Origin of the sequence: Bacillus sp. BK450 (assembly GCF_004364885.1) — a bacterium.
In the GTDB taxonomy this organism is placed as follows: domain Bacteria; phylum Bacillota; class Bacilli; order Bacillales; family Bacillaceae; genus Bacillus; species Bacillus safensis.
In genome coordinates this window covers 493,113-508,742 of sequence record NZ_SOBQ01000001.1, presented here as the reverse complement: position 1 = coordinate 508,742, position 15,630 = coordinate 493,113, and the positions used below count along the sequence as shown (strand labels likewise).

17 protein-coding genes and 1 riboswitch are annotated in these 15,630 nt (G+C 40.6%); of the genes, 13 read left to right on the top strand and 4 right to left on the bottom strand.

The window, feature by feature from the left end; translation table 11 throughout:
- Nucleotides 1-152: 152 nt before the first annotated feature.
- Nucleotides 153-2,255, bottom strand: a complete 2,103-nt coding sequence (locus EV579_RS02580; RefSeq protein WP_133743886.1) for an ATP-dependent Clp protease ATP-binding subunit — start codon at nucleotides 2,253-2,255, stop codon at nucleotides 153-155.
- A 244-nt stretch (nucleotides 2,256-2,499) separates the two neighbouring features.
- On the opposite strand from EV579_RS02580, the gene EV579_RS02575 reads away from it, so the two are divergent.
- The 6 genes from EV579_RS02575 to EV579_RS02550 all read left to right on the top strand — a co-directional run bounded on the left by EV579_RS02575 (nucleotide 2,500) and on the right by EV579_RS02550 (nucleotide 6,631).
- Nucleotides 2,500-3,543 carry a YkvI family membrane protein gene (locus EV579_RS02575; RefSeq protein WP_073204958.1) on the top strand — a complete coding sequence of 348 codons (1,044 nt, stop codon included), beginning with the start codon at nucleotides 2,500-2,502 and terminating at the stop codon, nucleotides 3,541-3,543.
- 71 nt (nucleotides 3,544-3,614) lie between these two features.
- Nucleotides 3,615-3,659: riboswitch (PreQ1 riboswitch) on the top strand.
- 158 nt (nucleotides 3,660-3,817) lie between these two features.
- On the top strand, nucleotides 3,818-4,474 hold the full coding sequence (gene queC / locus EV579_RS02570; RefSeq protein WP_024424683.1) for a 7-cyano-7-deazaguanine synthase QueC: 657 nt from the start codon (nucleotides 3,818-3,820) through the stop codon (nucleotides 4,472-4,474).
- On the top strand, nucleotides 4,475-4,915 hold the full coding sequence (queD, locus tag EV579_RS02565) for a 6-carboxytetrahydropterin synthase QueD (RefSeq protein ID WP_133743885.1): 441 nt from the start codon (nucleotides 4,475-4,477) through the stop codon (nucleotides 4,913-4,915). It begins immediately after the preceding gene.
- Nucleotides 4,908-5,639, top strand: coding sequence for a 7-carboxy-7-deazaguanine synthase QueE (gene queE / locus EV579_RS02560; protein ID WP_056766298.1), 732 nt, complete (start codon nucleotides 4,908-4,910; stop codon nucleotides 5,637-5,639). Before queD ends, queE begins: the two co-directional genes overlap by 8 nt.
- A gap of 15 nt (nucleotides 5,640-5,654) precedes the next feature.
- Nucleotides 5,655-6,152 (top strand): preQ(1) synthase, encoded by a 498-nt coding sequence (gene queF / locus EV579_RS02555; RefSeq protein ID WP_024426839.1) that lies wholly within the window; start codon nucleotides 5,655-5,657, stop codon nucleotides 6,150-6,152.
- Between the two features lie 260 nt (nucleotides 6,153-6,412).
- Nucleotides 6,413-6,631, top strand: coding sequence for a hypothetical protein (locus EV579_RS02550; RefSeq protein ID WP_024426840.1), 219 nt, complete (start codon nucleotides 6,413-6,415; stop codon nucleotides 6,629-6,631).
- A gap of 102 nt (nucleotides 6,632-6,733) precedes the next feature.
- Here the strand turns inward: EV579_RS02550 and EV579_RS02545 are convergent, their stop codons facing one another.
- Both EV579_RS02545 and EV579_RS02540 read right to left on the bottom strand, forming a co-directional pair.
- Nucleotides 6,734-7,258: a GNAT family N-acetyltransferase gene (locus tag EV579_RS02545; protein ID WP_133743884.1), complete on the bottom strand. Its 525-nt coding sequence runs from the start codon at nucleotides 7,256-7,258 to the stop codon at nucleotides 6,734-6,736.
- 147 nt (nucleotides 7,259-7,405) lie between these two features.
- On the bottom strand, nucleotides 7,406-7,594 hold the full coding sequence (locus tag EV579_RS02540) for a YkvS family protein (RefSeq protein WP_003211747.1): 189 nt from the start codon (nucleotides 7,592-7,594) through the stop codon (nucleotides 7,406-7,408).
- A gap of 167 nt (nucleotides 7,595-7,761) precedes the next feature.
- On the opposite strand from EV579_RS02540, the gene EV579_RS02535 reads away from it, so the two are divergent.
- The 6 genes from EV579_RS02535 (at nucleotide 7,762) to EV579_RS02510 (ending at nucleotide 14,295) form a co-directional block, all read left to right on the top strand.
- The gene (locus EV579_RS02535; RefSeq protein WP_024424688.1) at nucleotides 7,762-7,956 is read left to right on the top strand and encodes a hypothetical protein; all 195 of its coding nucleotides are present in this window, start codon (nucleotides 7,762-7,764) and stop codon (nucleotides 7,954-7,956) included.
- A 307-nt stretch (nucleotides 7,957-8,263) separates the two neighbouring features.
- Nucleotides 8,264-8,914: a cell wall hydrolase gene (locus EV579_RS02530; protein WP_125586305.1), complete on the top strand. Its 651-nt coding sequence runs from the start codon at nucleotides 8,264-8,266 to the stop codon at nucleotides 8,912-8,914.
- A gap of 113 nt (nucleotides 8,915-9,027) precedes the next feature.
- Nucleotides 9,028-10,344 carry a polysaccharide biosynthesis protein gene (locus tag EV579_RS02525; protein WP_024424690.1) on the top strand — a complete coding sequence of 439 codons (1,317 nt, stop codon included), beginning with the start codon at nucleotides 9,028-9,030 and terminating at the stop codon, nucleotides 10,342-10,344.
- A 54-nt stretch (nucleotides 10,345-10,398) separates the two neighbouring features.
- Complete coding sequence (gene stoA / locus EV579_RS02520) at nucleotides 10,399-10,887, top strand: endospore biogenesis thiol-disulfide oxidoreductase StoA (protein ID WP_133743883.1); 489 nt, start codon at nucleotides 10,399-10,401, stop codon at nucleotides 10,885-10,887.
- Between the two features lie 289 nt (nucleotides 10,888-11,176).
- Entirely contained in the window at nucleotides 11,177-13,096 is a 1,920-nt protein-coding gene (locus EV579_RS02515; RefSeq protein WP_087977257.1) for a heavy metal translocating P-type ATPase, read from the top strand.
- Between the two features lie 104 nt (nucleotides 13,097-13,200).
- A complete protein-coding gene (locus EV579_RS02510; RefSeq protein WP_133743882.1) occupies nucleotides 13,201-14,295 on the top strand; it encodes a M24 family metallopeptidase in 1,095 nt (364 codons plus the stop codon).
- A gap of 54 nt (nucleotides 14,296-14,349) precedes the next feature.
- Here EV579_RS02510 and EV579_RS18900 read toward each other — a convergent pair whose 3' ends face one another.
- A complete protein-coding gene (locus EV579_RS18900) occupies nucleotides 14,350-14,493 on the bottom strand; it encodes a hypothetical protein (protein ID WP_162842493.1) in 144 nt (47 codons plus the stop codon).
- Nucleotides 14,494-14,586: 93 nt separating this feature from the next.
- On the opposite strand from EV579_RS18900, the gene EV579_RS02505 reads away from it, so the two are divergent.
- Nucleotides 14,587-15,576 carry a LacI family DNA-binding transcriptional regulator gene (locus EV579_RS02505; RefSeq protein WP_034623345.1) on the top strand — a complete coding sequence of 330 codons (990 nt, stop codon included), beginning with the start codon at nucleotides 14,587-14,589 and terminating at the stop codon, nucleotides 15,574-15,576.
- Nucleotides 15,577-15,630: the final 54 nt, after the last annotated feature.

The following is a 15,630-nucleotide window of genomic DNA, read 5'->3' as shown; positions in this document are numbered from 1 at the left end:
ATATGATTTTGACAAGATCGTAGCTCCAATTCATCATGTGATCCACCTCTTTTTCTTTTATCGTAAAGGAAAAGAGGCGGGGGAGCGTCGGCGTTCAGATGGAACTTAGACGCCGCAACATGATGGAGGTGCATATCATCCTGAAGATGTAGTTATCCTTTTTTTACGACGATTTCGTCATGTTCAACATCCACAGTAAATCCAGAAAGCTGCTCCTCTTCAAGCAGGATCTCCGTCATTTGGTCTTCAACGTGCTCTTGAATGGTTCTTCGAAGTGGACGAGCACCAAATGCAGGATGATATCCAAGCTCTGCAATCTTTTCTTTTGCTTCATTTGTGACATGAACTGTTAAATTCTGCTCTTTTAATTGCTCTGACAGCTCATTGAGCAGAAGATCAACAATCTTCACTAAATCCTCTCTGTCTAGTGAATCAAATTGAATGATGCTGTCAAAACGGTTCAAAAATTCTGGTTTGAAGTAGCTGCTCAGTGAATCAATGAGTGATTGTTCCTCAAACGCTTCTTCCTGATCAGATTGGAAGCCCACTTTGACTGTTTTATCTGCGGTGCCTGCGTTACTTGTCATGATGATGACTGTATCTTTAAAGCTGACCGTTCTGCCTTGGCTGTCTGTTAAGCGGCCGTCTTCCATGATTTGCAGGAACATGTGCTGTACATCTGGGTGTGCTTTTTCGATTTCATCCAGCAAAATGATGCTGTATGGTTTTCTGCGCACTTTTTCAGTCAGCTGGCCAGCTTCATCATGTCCAACGTAACCAGGAGGAGAACCGATGAGTTTGGACACAGAGTGTTTTTCCATGTACTCACTCATATCTAAACGAATGATCGCATCTCTTGAACCGAATAATTCTTCAGCTAACGTTTTAGACAATTCGGTTTTCCCGACACCTGTTGGGCCAACGAAAAGGAAGGAGCCTGTTGGTCTATGTTTCGATTTTAATCCAGCTCTGCTTCTTTTCACGGCTTTGGCCACTTTATCAACCGCATGCTCCTGCCCAATCACTCGTGCTTTTAGACGGACGTCAATCTCTTTCATTTTGGTTTGTTCGTCTGCTTGGAGTTTCCCGACAGGAATGCCTGTTTTTTGTTCCACAATGGCCTGAATGTCCTCTGCTGTAACGATATGCTCTTTTTCAGTTGTTTTGTTTTGAAGTCTTGCTTCAATGGCTTCTTCTTCATCGCGAAGCTTCGCTGCTTTTTCATATTGTTCTTCTTTTAGCGCAGCTTGTTTTTCTGCGGCAATTTCCGTTAATCGATTTGTCAGCTCATCTTCACTTGCTGCATCAATGGAGAGGTTCGCTTTTGAACCAGCTTCATCCATTAAATCAATGGCTTTATCCGGTAAATGACGGTCTTGAATATACCGCGAAGATAATTGAACACACGCTTTGATTGCTTCATCTGAATAGGTGACGCCATGATAAGCCTCGTATTTATCTTGAATGCCTTTTAAGATGTCGATCGCTTCATCTTGTGTTGGCTCATCTACGATGACGGGCTGGAAGCGCCGTTCGAGTGCAGCATCTTTTTCAATTTGGCGATATTCTTTTAATGTCGTCGCACCTACTAGCTGCAGTTCACCTCTTGCAAGGGCTGGTTTTAAAATGTTTCCAGCATCCATTGATCCTTCTGCAGATCCTGCGCCCACAAGAAGGTGGATTTCATCTACAAATAAGATGATATTTTTACGGCTTTGCAGTTCTTTGATTAACTGCTTCATTCTTTCCTCAAATTGACCGCGTATCCCTGTGTTTGCGACAAGTGAGGAGACATCTAATAAATAGATTTGTTTGTTCTTTAATTTATTTGGCACATCGCCGCTCGCAATTTTGAGCGCGAGTCCTTCTGCGATCGCTGTTTTCCCAACGCCTGGTTCACCAATAAGAACAGGGTTATTTTTATTTCTTCTATTTAAAATCTCAATGACTCTTGCGACTTCTTCATCACGGCCAATGACTGGATCAATTAAACCAGCATTTGCTCCATCTGTTAAGTTACGGCCGAGCTCATCGAGTAAGCCTTTTTGCTTTGGCTGCTCCATGTTTGGGGCATGACCTGCTGCCTGAGAGAAGAATGAACTTCCTCCAAAGAGCTGAGGTCCCATTTTCATTTTTGACTGCTCCATCAAAGAGGTATAGCAGTCTTCACATAAAACCATTTGGCTCCGGGACGAATTTACTTGCATATTCAGGCGAATAGTTGCTTCATTTACTTGACAATGTTGACAACGCATTTGCCATGACCTCCTTAAAATAAAGTTTGACTTTATTTGACCAATGAATGTTAAAGAAAATGGTCTATTGTTTGACCATCTTTGACTATAGTATACTCTGACCTATTTTGACTTTCAACTGTTTTGCTCAAAGGGGAATAAAAATCCTTTTTTGCATTTAATCATGGTTTGTCCTTCTTTTCAAGGAACTTGTCTCATAGGATAAAAAAGGAACAATCGAAAGTGATGGGTGCGGAGGGGTCACATGAAACGTTCAAATGAATCCGCTTTTCAGCTTGCCTTTGTATATGTAGGAACAGTGGTTGGAGCTGGGTTTGCGACAGGGAAAGAAATCGTAGAATTTTTTGTTCGTTTTGGCTGGATTGGACTATTAGGAATCCTGATTAGCGGTGTTATTTTTACTGGCCTTGGGGCAAAAATGATGCTGATTTCGAAACGAATCGAAGCAGAATCTTATCAAGATATGAACCGTTTTTTATTTGGCGCAGCTGCGAGTCGATATATTAATATTGTCATGTTTTTTATTTTACTTGGTGTCACCTCAGTCATGATTTCAGGCGCAGGGGCTATTTTTGAAGAACAACTTGGTATATCGAAGGAATATGGGATCTTTTTGACGATCATTCTGAGCGTCATTGTACTCTTTAAAGGTTCAAAAGGGCTATTTGGAGTCAACGTCCTTGTCGTTCCAATGCTGATTTTCTTTTCAATGATCGTGTTTCTTGATTCATTTGTGTTTAGCAGCAGTGAAAGTTATGTTCTTGCGCTGCAAATGGGTGAGGGCGAGTGGATATTATCAGCAGTGTCATATGGTGCCTTTAATTTAGCACTGTCACAGGCAGTGTTAGTACCCGTCGCAAATGAAATGACCTCTGAAGCAGTCATTAAAAAGGGAGCGGTGCTTGGGGGCGTCATGCTGACACTCATTTTGCTTGCTTGCTTCTTATCTCTTTCTTCATTAGATATGCTGGAGGCGTTTGATATTCCAATGGCCCAGGTGGTGTATCAAGTTGCAAACTCGATTCATCTCATTTATTTATTTGTCATCTTCGGTGAAGTTTTTACATCCGTCATAGGTAATTTATACGGGCTGGAGAGACAAGTGAGGGCATATATCCGAATGAACAGCATCTTTACGATATCCCTTATTCTCATATGCTGCTATGTGATTAGTAAAATTGGTTACGGTACACTGATTTCAACGGTTTATCCGGTTTTTGGCTATGTCAGCATCTCTTTTATCCTCTTTCTTTGTCTAAAAAAAGTGCCTGCACCGCTAGATAAGTAAAGAAAGAATAGCCTGCAAGAAAAATATGTGGTACACTATCCTCTGTGAAAATTGAACAAAAATCCGTGAAGACGGGAGAGGTTCTAGCAAAACCCTCTATAAAAAACTAAGGACTTGCCGTATCCTTGGATGTGGCATTTTTTATTTTTTATGGCTGGGACACCTCATACACATGTAAAGGTGTCTTTTCTTTTGAGAAAAATAGGGGTTTTCAGGAGCCTTTCAGATGCAGTGTTGTACGGTTGTACCATCTGCAAAAGGAGGAGAACAGAAAATGAAAAATGAAAAAGCAGTCGTTGTCTTTAGCGGGGGACAGGACAGTACGACCTGTTTATTATGGGCACTTCAACAATTTGAAGAGGTAGAAACAGTGACCTTTCATTATAATCAGCGTCATCAAGAAGAAATTGATGTCGCCAAAAGAATCGCTGACAAATTAGGTGTGAAGAATCATCTATTAGATATGTCACTTTTAAATCAACTCGCACCTAATGCTTTAACAAGAGATGACATTGACATTGAGGAAAAAGAAGGAGAGCTTCCTTCCACATTTGTACCAGGAAGAAACTTAGTGTTCTTATCCTTCGCCTCTATATTAGCGTATCAAATTGGAGCAAGACATATTATCACAGGTGTTTGTGAGACAGACTTTAGCGGCTATCCAGATTGCCGTGACGAGTTTGTGAAATCTTGCAACGTCACAGTGAATTTAGCAATGGAAAAACCATTTGTGATTCATACACCACTGATGTGGCTGAATAAAGCAGAAACATGGAAGCTGGCAGACGAGCTTAATGCGCTGGATTTTGTGAAAAATGAAACGCTCACTTGCTATAACGGCATCATCTCTGATGGTTGCGGGGAATGTCCTGCGTGTAAGCTGCGGAAAAATGGCTATGACACTTATATGGAAATGAAGGAGGCAAAATAAATGCTTTCTCAAATCTATCCACAAACCGATCATCCATTTTCATTTGAATTAAATAAAGACATGCATGTATCTGCTGCCCATTTCATCCCGCGAGAAGATGCGGGCGCATGCAGCCGTGTTCATGGTCATACGTACACCATCAATATCACGATTGCGGGAGACGAGCTAGATGAATCGGGTTTCCTTGTCAATTTCAGTACATTGAAGAAGCTCATTCATGGGCAGTACGATCACACGCTGCTCAATGATCATGAGGAATTCTCATCAAACGATCGATACGCGATGCCAACCACTGAGGTGGTGGCAAAGACCGTACATGACAAAGTCGCAGCGTATTTATCGACTTTAGCGAACAAGCCGACATGTGTTCAAGTCTTTGTCAGAGAGACACCAACAAGCTATTGCACTTACCGTCCGAAACGAGTTGAGATCAATGGCTAAAGCGATTCCCGTATTAGAAATCTTTGGTCCAACCATTCAAGGAGAAGGAATGGTCATTGGACAAAAAACCATGTTTGTCAGAACGGCTGGCTGTGACTACTCGTGCAGCTGGTGTGATTCCTCTTTTACATGGGATGGCTCAGCGAAGCATGACATTCAGTGGCTTGAGGCAGAAGACATTGTCAAAGAATTAAAAAGAATAGGCGGACAGGCTTTTTCTCATGTCACCATTTCAGGGGGAAACCCGGCGCTTTTAAAACAAATGGAATCCCTTATTGATTTACTGCATGAAGAAGGAATTGATACAGCGCTTGAAACACAAGGGACGATGTATCAGGAATGGTTTTTGAAAATTGATGATTTAACCATTTCTCCTAAGCCGCCAAGCTCGAATATGAAAACAGATTTTACGAAACTAACACGTATTATAGATGAGCTGAAAAGTGGGAATAGATTGCAGCATGCTAGCCTGAAAGTCGTGATTTTTGACGATCGTGATCTTGCGTATGCGAAGGATGTTCATGCGAAATATCCTGAGCTTCCTTTTTATTTGCAGGTAGGAAATGATGACACAACGACAGGTGATGATGCGTACTTATTAACGCATTTATTAAAGAAATATGAAGCGCTTGTCGATCAAGTCGCGCAAGATCCAGATTTAAACCGCGTAAGAGTGCTGCCGCAGCTGCACACGTTATTGTGGGGGAATAAACGAGGCGTATAGAAAGGAAGAGATGACATGACGACAAGAAAACCAGAAGAATTAGAAGGTGTCACGTTACTAGGAAACCAAGGAACCAATTATTTATTTGATTATGCACCACAAGTGCTTGAAACGTTCCCGAATAAACATACAAACAGAGATTACTTTGTGAAATTCAACTGCCCAGAATTTACATCACTATGTCCGCAAACAGGTCAGCCGGATTTTGCGACAGTTTATATCAGCTATATCCCAAATGAAATCATGGTCGAAAGTAAATCGCTAAAATTATATTTGTTCAGTTTCCGTAACCATGGTGACTTCCATGAGGATTGTATGAACATTATTATGAACGACCTGATTGAATTGATGGACCCAAGGTATATTGAAGTTTGGGGCAAATTTACGCCAAGAGGCGGTATTTCCATTGACCCGTATACGAACTACGGGAAACCAGGCACGAAATATGAGGAAATGGCAGAATACCGTATGATGAACCATGATATGTATCCGGAGACGATTGATAATCGGTAATAAATAGGAAAAGACATGCAGAATGCATGTCTTTTTTTATGAGATTGAAGCGAATCAACCATAAAAAAAGAGAAGAGTCATGTCACTCTTCTCATACGAATGGGAATAGAACTTGCTAGGACGGCTGGGGGCTACCAGCTCGTAAATATATTATACATGACAGAACGTATGTTTGTAAAGAGGGATCATGCTTTTTTTTGCTTATCTCATTTGATGTAAGATAAAATAGAGGCAATGAATGATAAATGGAGGCGTTTGAGTTGGCAAACAAAGAAGAGCGGGCAGAGCAGCTGCTAATGGAGCTAAAGGAAGAGCTTCAAATGCTTGAACATCAAAACAAGGAACGGTATAAATGGAGTGCCTCCACATTGCTTGGAGTGATTGCCCTCTTGATTGATAAAGGAGTGATCACACCCGAGGAAGTCGAGATGTACAAGACGAAGGCGGAAATGCAAACCTTTCATATGAAAAGAGATTGATGCTTTCTTCATATGAAGTCAGGTAAAAATAAGAAAAGGACATAACAAATTGATGACTCAATTGATATTATGTCCTTACTTCTGCAATTCGTTTTCACAGCATTAAACAAGCTTATACATTAAAACATCATCCCAGTATTCATGATCATTTATTTTAAATTCTTTTATTTTACGTCCTTCTTCAATAAACCCCATCTTTTTGTACAAAGAAATGGCCTTTTGATTTGTTGAGAAAACGGCTAAACTAACCTTTTCAATTGAAGGGTTCTTTTCTGCCCAATGTAATAATTCTGTTAGCAGCATTTCCCCAACGCCTAAACCTCTATAGCTCTTATGCACCATCAACCCGAAAGAACCCGTATGGGAAGTTCTTTTTCTATTTGATGAATGTTCAAAGGCTATCCATCCAATGACTTTTTCATCAGTTTGAGCAACTATGTACGTCTCATTTTCATTTTCTATTCTTTTCTGTATCCATTCCCTGTGTTCTAAGAGGGTTTTTTTGTTTTCTTCAGGCGATGTAAGTAGATAATCTGATTCAGCAATAACAGATTTCTGTATTTCTAAAGTCATTTCAGCATCTTCCATTTTTCCAAAACGTACAATGATATCATTGGAATTTTGCATATTAGTGTTCTCCTGTCTAGAGCTAATACTGCATCTCATCATTTTTTAAAATGAAAAAGAAGGGTATTGAAATAGCTTTCACAATTTGGCCAAATCGTGATTAGCTTTGCTTCGTATGTACCGATCGTCTGAATTGAGGATTGCAAATTAATGTACGGAGTCTTTGATGATTTTATAGTTTTTATGATTAACGACTGTTAGTGAATCCAGTTCTAAATCTCTATAGTTGTCCATAATGGTGACATCCACAATGACAGAGTTTTCATTCACTTTTTCAACTACACCTGTTAAACCATTTCTAAATTCGATCACATTTCCAATTTTTGCAATCTTCAACCGATCCCTCTCCTTTAAAAACAGATTTCATTCCCTATTAAAAAGTATTTTGCAATATTTTCATACCAATGTAAAGGATAAAGACGTTTTTGTTTTGTTTTCGTTGTATGCTCTTCTAACGAATGGTATATTTAATAATTGATCATGGCTGAAAAGGAGCGGTTTTTTTGACTGAAGAACAAATCCTCACAATCCTCGAATCTTTACGGAATGGGACGGAAAAACAGGTGACCATCCAAAAAGATGACTTTCTAACGTTTCGTTCTGTTTTGGTGAATCAAGATGATTTTAAACATTTTCGCGGGATCGCCAAACATGGTGGAGATGTTATTTTTGAATATCTTACAGAAGCAAGAAGCTAAAGCTTTTTCTCATTGATGAGAGAAAGCTTTTTTATTTTCGTTCTTTTGTCACACTTCAAACCACTCTGATACATATGAAAAGAAAATGTAATAACCCATAATCAGGAGCATAAGGATGATGATAGGTGAAAAAGGGACGTTTTTAAGCGCTAACAATTCCATTTTATGTGCGCTCAACTAGGACATGCCATTTAATGACGGAATTTGGACAGGCATGTAAATCTTTGTGCGTGAAAATAGAATGAGCTCTTGTTAGAGTGGACAAGTATCTTACAGCCTACTTTTGATTAAAGGAGGAAAAAGGCGAATGATTAAAATTCATACAGCTCTTTTTGTCATCCTTATGCTCGTTGCAGCAATGAAGATGGACAATATACAAGAGCAACAAGGCACATTAAGTCACGAACTTTCACAAGCACCTGTTAAACATCAGCTTTCATATATAGATCAAGACCACGATCAAGTCATCCCAGCATTTTCTGAAGAAAAGCGTCAGCCAAAAGTGAAAATGCTAAGTACGTCAACAGAAGAAAAGTCTTCAAAACCGAAGCAAAAGAAAAAAGTAAAATCTGAAACGACGAATAAGGCAAGCGGCAAACAGTATTCTAATGAAGAAATGGATTTGCTTTCTCGATTGGTACATGCTGAAGCGAAAGGTGAATCTTACGAAGGGAAAAAAGCGGTGGCAAGCGTTGTTTTAAACAGGGTGGAGCATCGTTCTTTTCCTGACAGCGTGAAAGGTGTGATTTATCAGCGGAACGCCTTCCAGCCAGTATCAAATGGAAGCATTCATGATAAGGCAGATCAAGATTCCATTAAAGCGGTGAAGCAGGTAGTAAAAGAGCATGACAGAACAACAAAGGCTATCTATTTTTATAATCCAAAAACGGCAACAGATCATTGGATTCGTTCCCGCAAAATTGTAGAACGCATCGGACGTCACGTGTTTGCCGTATAAAGAAAAAGAGCGATCAATGAGATTGCTCTTTTTTTGTCTTCAATTATTAAAATATTTTTTGGACTTGTCTCATAGAATGTGAAAAGAATTTGCTTTAGACAAGGGGAGGCTACATGAATCGATTTGTAAAAGGGGTCATTCTGCTATCTGTCGCAGCTTTTATTGCGGAGTGTATAGAGTTTTTAGTCAATATGATTTTAGCGAGAGAGCTTGGAGAACATGGAATGGGTTTATATATGAGTATCCTTCCAATCATCATGCTTGTCCTTGTGATCGCCAGTTTAGAGCTGCCAGTCTCCATTTCTAAATTCATTGCAGAATCACATGAGCGTCTCCACAAAAGCATGCTCCGTCATGCTTTTAAAATGACACTTGTGGTGACAAGTACAACAACAGCTATAGCAGCCATTGTACTGCCTTTCATTCCAGTGTTTCAGTCGTATCATCCGCTGATGAAGGGCCTAGTGCTGTCACTTATCCCGATTATTGCGTTTACCTCCATTGCCCGCGGCTATTTTATGGGAAAGCAGCAAATGGGCAGAATTGCTTTAGCCAATATGCTGAAGAAAACGATCCAGCTTATCTGCTTGTTTTTGTTTTTTCATTGGTATTCGTTTGATATTGAAACAGCAGTACTCATCGCCATTGGTGTCATTGTTGCGAGTGATCTTGTTGTCTTTATTTATTTATACTCCCAATACGTCATGGCAAAAAATGCTGTGAATGTCAGGTCTGTTGAATTAAGAGGAAGTGATGTGCGAAAGCGCCTATTAGCCGTTTCCATTCCGACAACGGGCATGCGCATCTTTCATGCGATTGCCAATGCAGTTGAACCATTTTTAATCAAAGGAGCGCTCGTGGCAGCAGGCATTTCTGGAACACTTGCTGTTGATCATTACGGCATGCTGGCTGGTGTCGCAATGTCGATCGGTTTTTTCCCGGCGTTTATCGCTCATTCCATCATGATTGTGATGATTCCGAGTGTCTCTGAAGCCTATGCTTTAGGTCAGTATGATCTTGTGAAAAAACGTGTCAGACAGGCGATTCTCATAACGTTTGGATATGGGGTGCCGGCAGTGATGGTGATGTATTATTTTGCTTACCCGCTCACACAGCTTTTTTTTGATTCACCGCAAGCTGCTGTCTATTTACAGCTGCTTTGGCCATACTTTTTATGCCATCTGTTTGTGATGCCTTTTCAAGCATGTTTAATCGGAATGGGGCTCATCAAAGATGTGTTCCTACATAATATATGGGTGCATGTCGTCTCTTTTTCTATGGTGTATTTCCTTGGTTCAATTGAAAGCTTGAATATGATGGGGGTCATTTTAGGGATGAACACAGGCATGCTGCTGTTGACTGCGCTGCATTATGCGACGATTTGTAAGGAGCTCGGCGTTTCAATGTTTCTTACATTGAAAAAAGCTTGAATGTCATCGTCATCGAGAGGGCAAGCTATAAGAAAACTGGGAAGGAAGATCCTGATGAATCGTAAACATCTACCCGCCAGTCTTCTGATGATGAGCATGCTTCTATTTCTCATGAGCGCAGCAGCAGAAGCAAAAGAGCCTGTGATGGCGCCAAGGATAAAGGCGCCGACATTAAATGGTGATATGCAGATGGTTCCCGAAAAAGGGAAAAAGACCATTTTGCATTTTTGGACAACATGGTGCCCGTCCTGCAAAATGGAGCTGCCCGAATTTGAACAGATTGTGAAAGAAAATCAGAGTGATGTTGACATATTGACCGTGAATTTACTAGGTGCTGAACAAAGTAAACATGCTGTTGCCCAATTTGTGAAAGACAGAAGGTTTACATTCCCGATCATCCTAGATGAACACGGAGAAATGATGAAGAAATATCAAATCATCACCATCCCAACGACCTTTTTGATTAACGAAAAAGGAGAAGTGGTGAAAAATCATGTAGGTCCACTGACGAAAAAACAAATCAAAGAGTGGACAAATTCGTAGAACAAATCCTTTTTGTGAAAGAACCAATTCTGTTGGTTCTTTTTTGTGTTCGTTTGCTTTTCATCTGAATACACTGTGCTCAGAAGAAGACGGAACGATCTATATCAATAATGATAATTATTATCAAAAAGAAATTATAATAATTATTAATTGAAAATTGATCAGAACCTGTTATAATGAGTTACAGACCAATAAAAAGCTTGAAATAGCAGAAAATATAGATGGAAAAAGAAACGGGTAACGATTGATAATGTGAAAACGATTATCAATTAGAGAGGAGAAAACAATCATGAATGAGAATACAGCACTTTACCAAACGACAAATCAAAAGGAATCGAAATGGTCCTTACATAAATGGGCACAGCACGGAGAATTAATTGCAGCAGGAATCTCGGGGATTCTCATTTTAATTGGATGGATTCTAAAGGATCAGAGCATGTGGAGCATTCCTCTTTTCATCCTAGCATTTGTTATTGGAGGTTTTGCAAAGGCGAAGGAAGGAATTGAAGAAACGATTTCGTCGAAGACCTTGAATGTGGAACTTTTAATGATTTTCGCAGCAATAGGCTCAGCTCTAATCGGCTATTGGGCAGAAGGCGCTATCTTAATTTTTATTTTCTCACTGAGTGGTGCGCTTGAAACGTATACGTCAAATAAAAGCAAGAAAGATTTAACAGCATTAATGAGCATTGCACCAGATGAAGCAACTTTAATTGAAGAAGACGGTACGACCATTCAAATCGCCGCTTCATCATTAACACCAGGTGACCGGATTATGGTCAAAGCTGGGGAACGCATTGCAGCAGATGGTGTCATTTTAAGCGGGAGAACAAGTGTGGATGAATCTGCCCTCACAGGCGAATCTATTCCACAGGAAAAAGGGCAGGGGGAAGACGTATTTGCAGGAACAGTGAATTTAAATGGTTCCTTAACAGTGGAAGTCACGAAACATAATGAAGAAACGTTATTCCATAAAATTATTAAACTTGTTGAATCCGCTCAAGAAAGTGTTTCGCCAAGCCAGGCATTTATCGAAAAATTCGAGGGTGCCTATGTAAAAGGTGTGCTGATCACCGTTGCGGTATTAATGGTTCTGCCTCATTTTGTACTCGGCTGGAGTATGAGTGAAACCTTCTATCGGGCAATGGTGTTTATGGTCGTTGCTTCACCTTGTGCTCTTGTTGCATCCATTATGCCAGCCGCACTGTCACTGATCTCAAATGGCGCAAGAAATGGGATGCTTGTCAAAGGAAGCGTCTTTTTAGAAAAACTAGGCACAAGCAGTATGATTGCTTTTGATAAAACGGGGACGATTACAAGCGGGAAGCCAGCCGTAGAACAAGTTGTCATGACGAAAGGGCAGGATGAATCTGCTTTTTACCAGGCACTCTATCAAATTGAGAGTCAATCAAACCACCCATTAGCGAAAGCAATTTCTGATATGGCAAAAGAGCACCAAACAGAAAGAACAGTCCATGTCACCATTGAAGAAACCTCTGGATTTGGTGTGAAAGCACAATTAAATGGAGAAACGTGGCGGATTGGGAAGAAAGACTTTGCGGGTAAGGCGTCAATCGACCGCGAGATTGAAGAGACAGGTGATGACCTTTCCGCGCAAGGATACACAGTGGTCTACGTTCAAAAGGATGAAAAAGTTGTTGGCTGTCTTGGTCTTAAGGATCAAATCAGACCTGAAGCCAAAAAAATGATTCAAGAACTAAATGATTTAGGCATCCAAACCGTCATGCTGACAGGAGATCAGCAAAAAACGGCTGAAGCGATTGCGCAGGAAGCCGGCATCCAAACCGTAGTGGCTGAATGTCTTCCAGATGAAAAGGTACATGAGGTCAATCAATTAAAAAAACAAGGTAATTCAATCATCATGGTAGGAGACGGAATCAATGATGCACCAGCGCTTGCCACAGCAGATGTTGGGGTTGCGATGGGCGGAGGCACAGATGTTGCCTTAGAAACAGCGGATCTCATCTTAATGAAGAACAATTTAAATAACCTAACAAAGATGATCCGTCTTTCAAGAAAAATGAATCGAATCATTAAGCAAAACATTATTTTCTCATTAACGGTGATCTGTCTGTTAATTTGTGCGAATTTCTTACAAGTGCTTGATTTGCCTTTTGGCGTCATCGGGCATGAAGGAAGTACGATTTTGGTCATTTTAAATGGTCTGCGTCTGCTTCGTGCATCTTAAATCAATCATCAGGGCGCACTGGATTCATGCCAGTGCGCTTTTGTGCGAAATAAAGCAAAAACTGATACAATAGACCAGTAGTAAAACGTGTGAGGAGGATCATGATGAACCGAATGAAGAGCTTGTCTTCTTGGCTTAAGAAAGAAGACATTCAAGGTGCATTTATACATACAAAGGAAAATGTGTTTTATCTATCTGGATACTTCACAGAGCCGCATGAAAGAGTGATGGGGCTGTTTGTGTTCCAAGAGGCAGAACCATTTTTTATTTTGCCTAAAATGGAAGTCGAGCAGGCAAAAAATGCAGGATGGTTCGGCGATATTATTGGATATGAAGATCATGAGAATCCATTTGATTTCATTCAATCAGCGATAGAAAAACGCGGTATTCAAACGGCGCGTCTTGCGATTGAAAAAGAATCGATTCCGCTTCAAAGAGCTGAACAGCTCCAAGCTGTTACCGGGGCAGAAACGTTCGTCCGGGCTGAAGATGCGCTCAATCAGCTCAGACTGATTAAAGATGAATCTGAAATTGCTACACTGAAAAAAGCGGCTCAATTGGCAGATGAAGGTGTAAAAATTGGGGTTAACGCCTTAAAAGAAGGAGTCACAGAAACAGAAGTGCTCGCTGTCATAGAATATGAACTAAAGAAAAAAGGCATTCAAGGTATGTCCTTTTCAACTATGGTTCTCTTTGGTGAAAAATCAGGCGAGCCTCATGGAAATCCGGGACAGGCAGCCTTAAAAAAAGGTGATTTTGTGTTATTTGACCTTGGCGTCATTGTCGATGGATATTGCTCAGATATCACAAGAACATTCATCTATCAGGAAGCTTCTGAAAAGCAAAAGGACATCTATCAAACCGTCTTAAATGCAGAAATGGCAGCACTTGAAATGAGTAAGCCCGGCGTGAGAATCGGTGATCTTGATTTAAAAGCCCGCGGGCTGATCACAGAAGCGGGATATGGTGAATATTTCCCTCATCGCCTTGGACATGGGTTAGGGGTTTCTGTTCATGAGTTTCCTTCTATGAGTCAGGCAAATGACGACCTTCTGCAAGAAGGTATGGTGTATACGATTGAACCAGGAATTTATGTCCCAGGAGTCGGCGGCGTAAGAATTGAAGATGATGTTCTCATTACGGCAGATGGTCCAGTCACCTTAACCAATTATACGAAAGAGCTGACGATCATCAAGTAATGAAAAAAATCACGATGAACGTCCAGGTCTTGGAAGTGTCATCGTGATTTTTTATCACTCTTCTCGATCCTTATCAACAAAAAAATCATCAATTGATTGAAACGGTTTGATTTTATGTTCTTTTCCTAAAGGATGCAATGCAAAACGAGCAGAAAACAAAACAGTCATACATAATATAATCCATATGATGAAACCCATCTTGAATTCCCCTTTCCATCCAGTGATTTGTTCAGCTCACATACATCTTAAAGTATGAAACGCTTACCATATCAAGAGAAAGTAGGAGAAAAAATGGCAAACATAAGGGAGATTGCGAAAAGAGCGGGTGTATCTGTGACAACCGTATCACGTGTGTTGAATGAGCATCCTTATGTTAAAGAAGAAAAAAGGGAACGTGTTCTACAAGCGATGAAAGAGCTCAAGTATACGAGAAACATCCAGGCGGTCCATTTAGCGAAGGGCTATTCGAATATGCTTGGCATCGTCCTTCCAAACATTGAACACTCTTATTTCAGCGCACTCGTCACAGGTATTGCAGAAAAAGCACAGGCGCGCGGCATGCATTTTGCTTTATTTCAAACAGGATATGACCCATTAAAGGAAAAAGAAGCGTTAATGAGTTTAAAAGAGCGCCGTGTAGATGGTTTAATATTTTGTTCAAATGCGTTAAGTGATGGTCACATTTTAAAGTGGCAGGAATCAGGGCCGATTATATTTTGTCATCCTGCGCCGCACGATCAATGCTCAACCGTGTCGATTGCGCATGATCAAGCATTTAAGGAAGGCCTGCATCATTTGGCGGCATGCGGCCATCAACGAATTGCGATCGTTCTCGCCAGAACAGAAGGAGCGAATAGCGAGTCGCGACTTCAGGCTTATCAAGACATGATGCAATCGCTCGGGCAGACCATTGATGAGAAGTGGATCATCGAAGGGAAGTTATCCCTGCTTGATGGGAAGCAATTATTTGCAGAATGGCAGGAAATGAAAAATCGTCCTACAGCTTTATTTATTACAAATGACGAAGTCTCTGCCGGCTTTTTATTAGAGGCGCAGCGTCATGACATAAAAGTAGGAGAATCACCAGCCATACTCAGCTTTCAAAATAACCAATTGAGTGAGGCTTTGGGGATTTCCAGCATTCATATTCCCCTCAAACAAATGGGACAGGAAGCGTTTGACTTGTTTGACCGGGCATTAAAGGGAGAGAAATCAGAAAAAAGAATGCTGCCATTTCGCCTGATTGAGCGAACAACAACCGTTTTGAAAAACAATCGTTGACGCACGTTTCATCTGTTTTGTACGATAAGAGGGATTGAATAAGAAGGAGGTGGG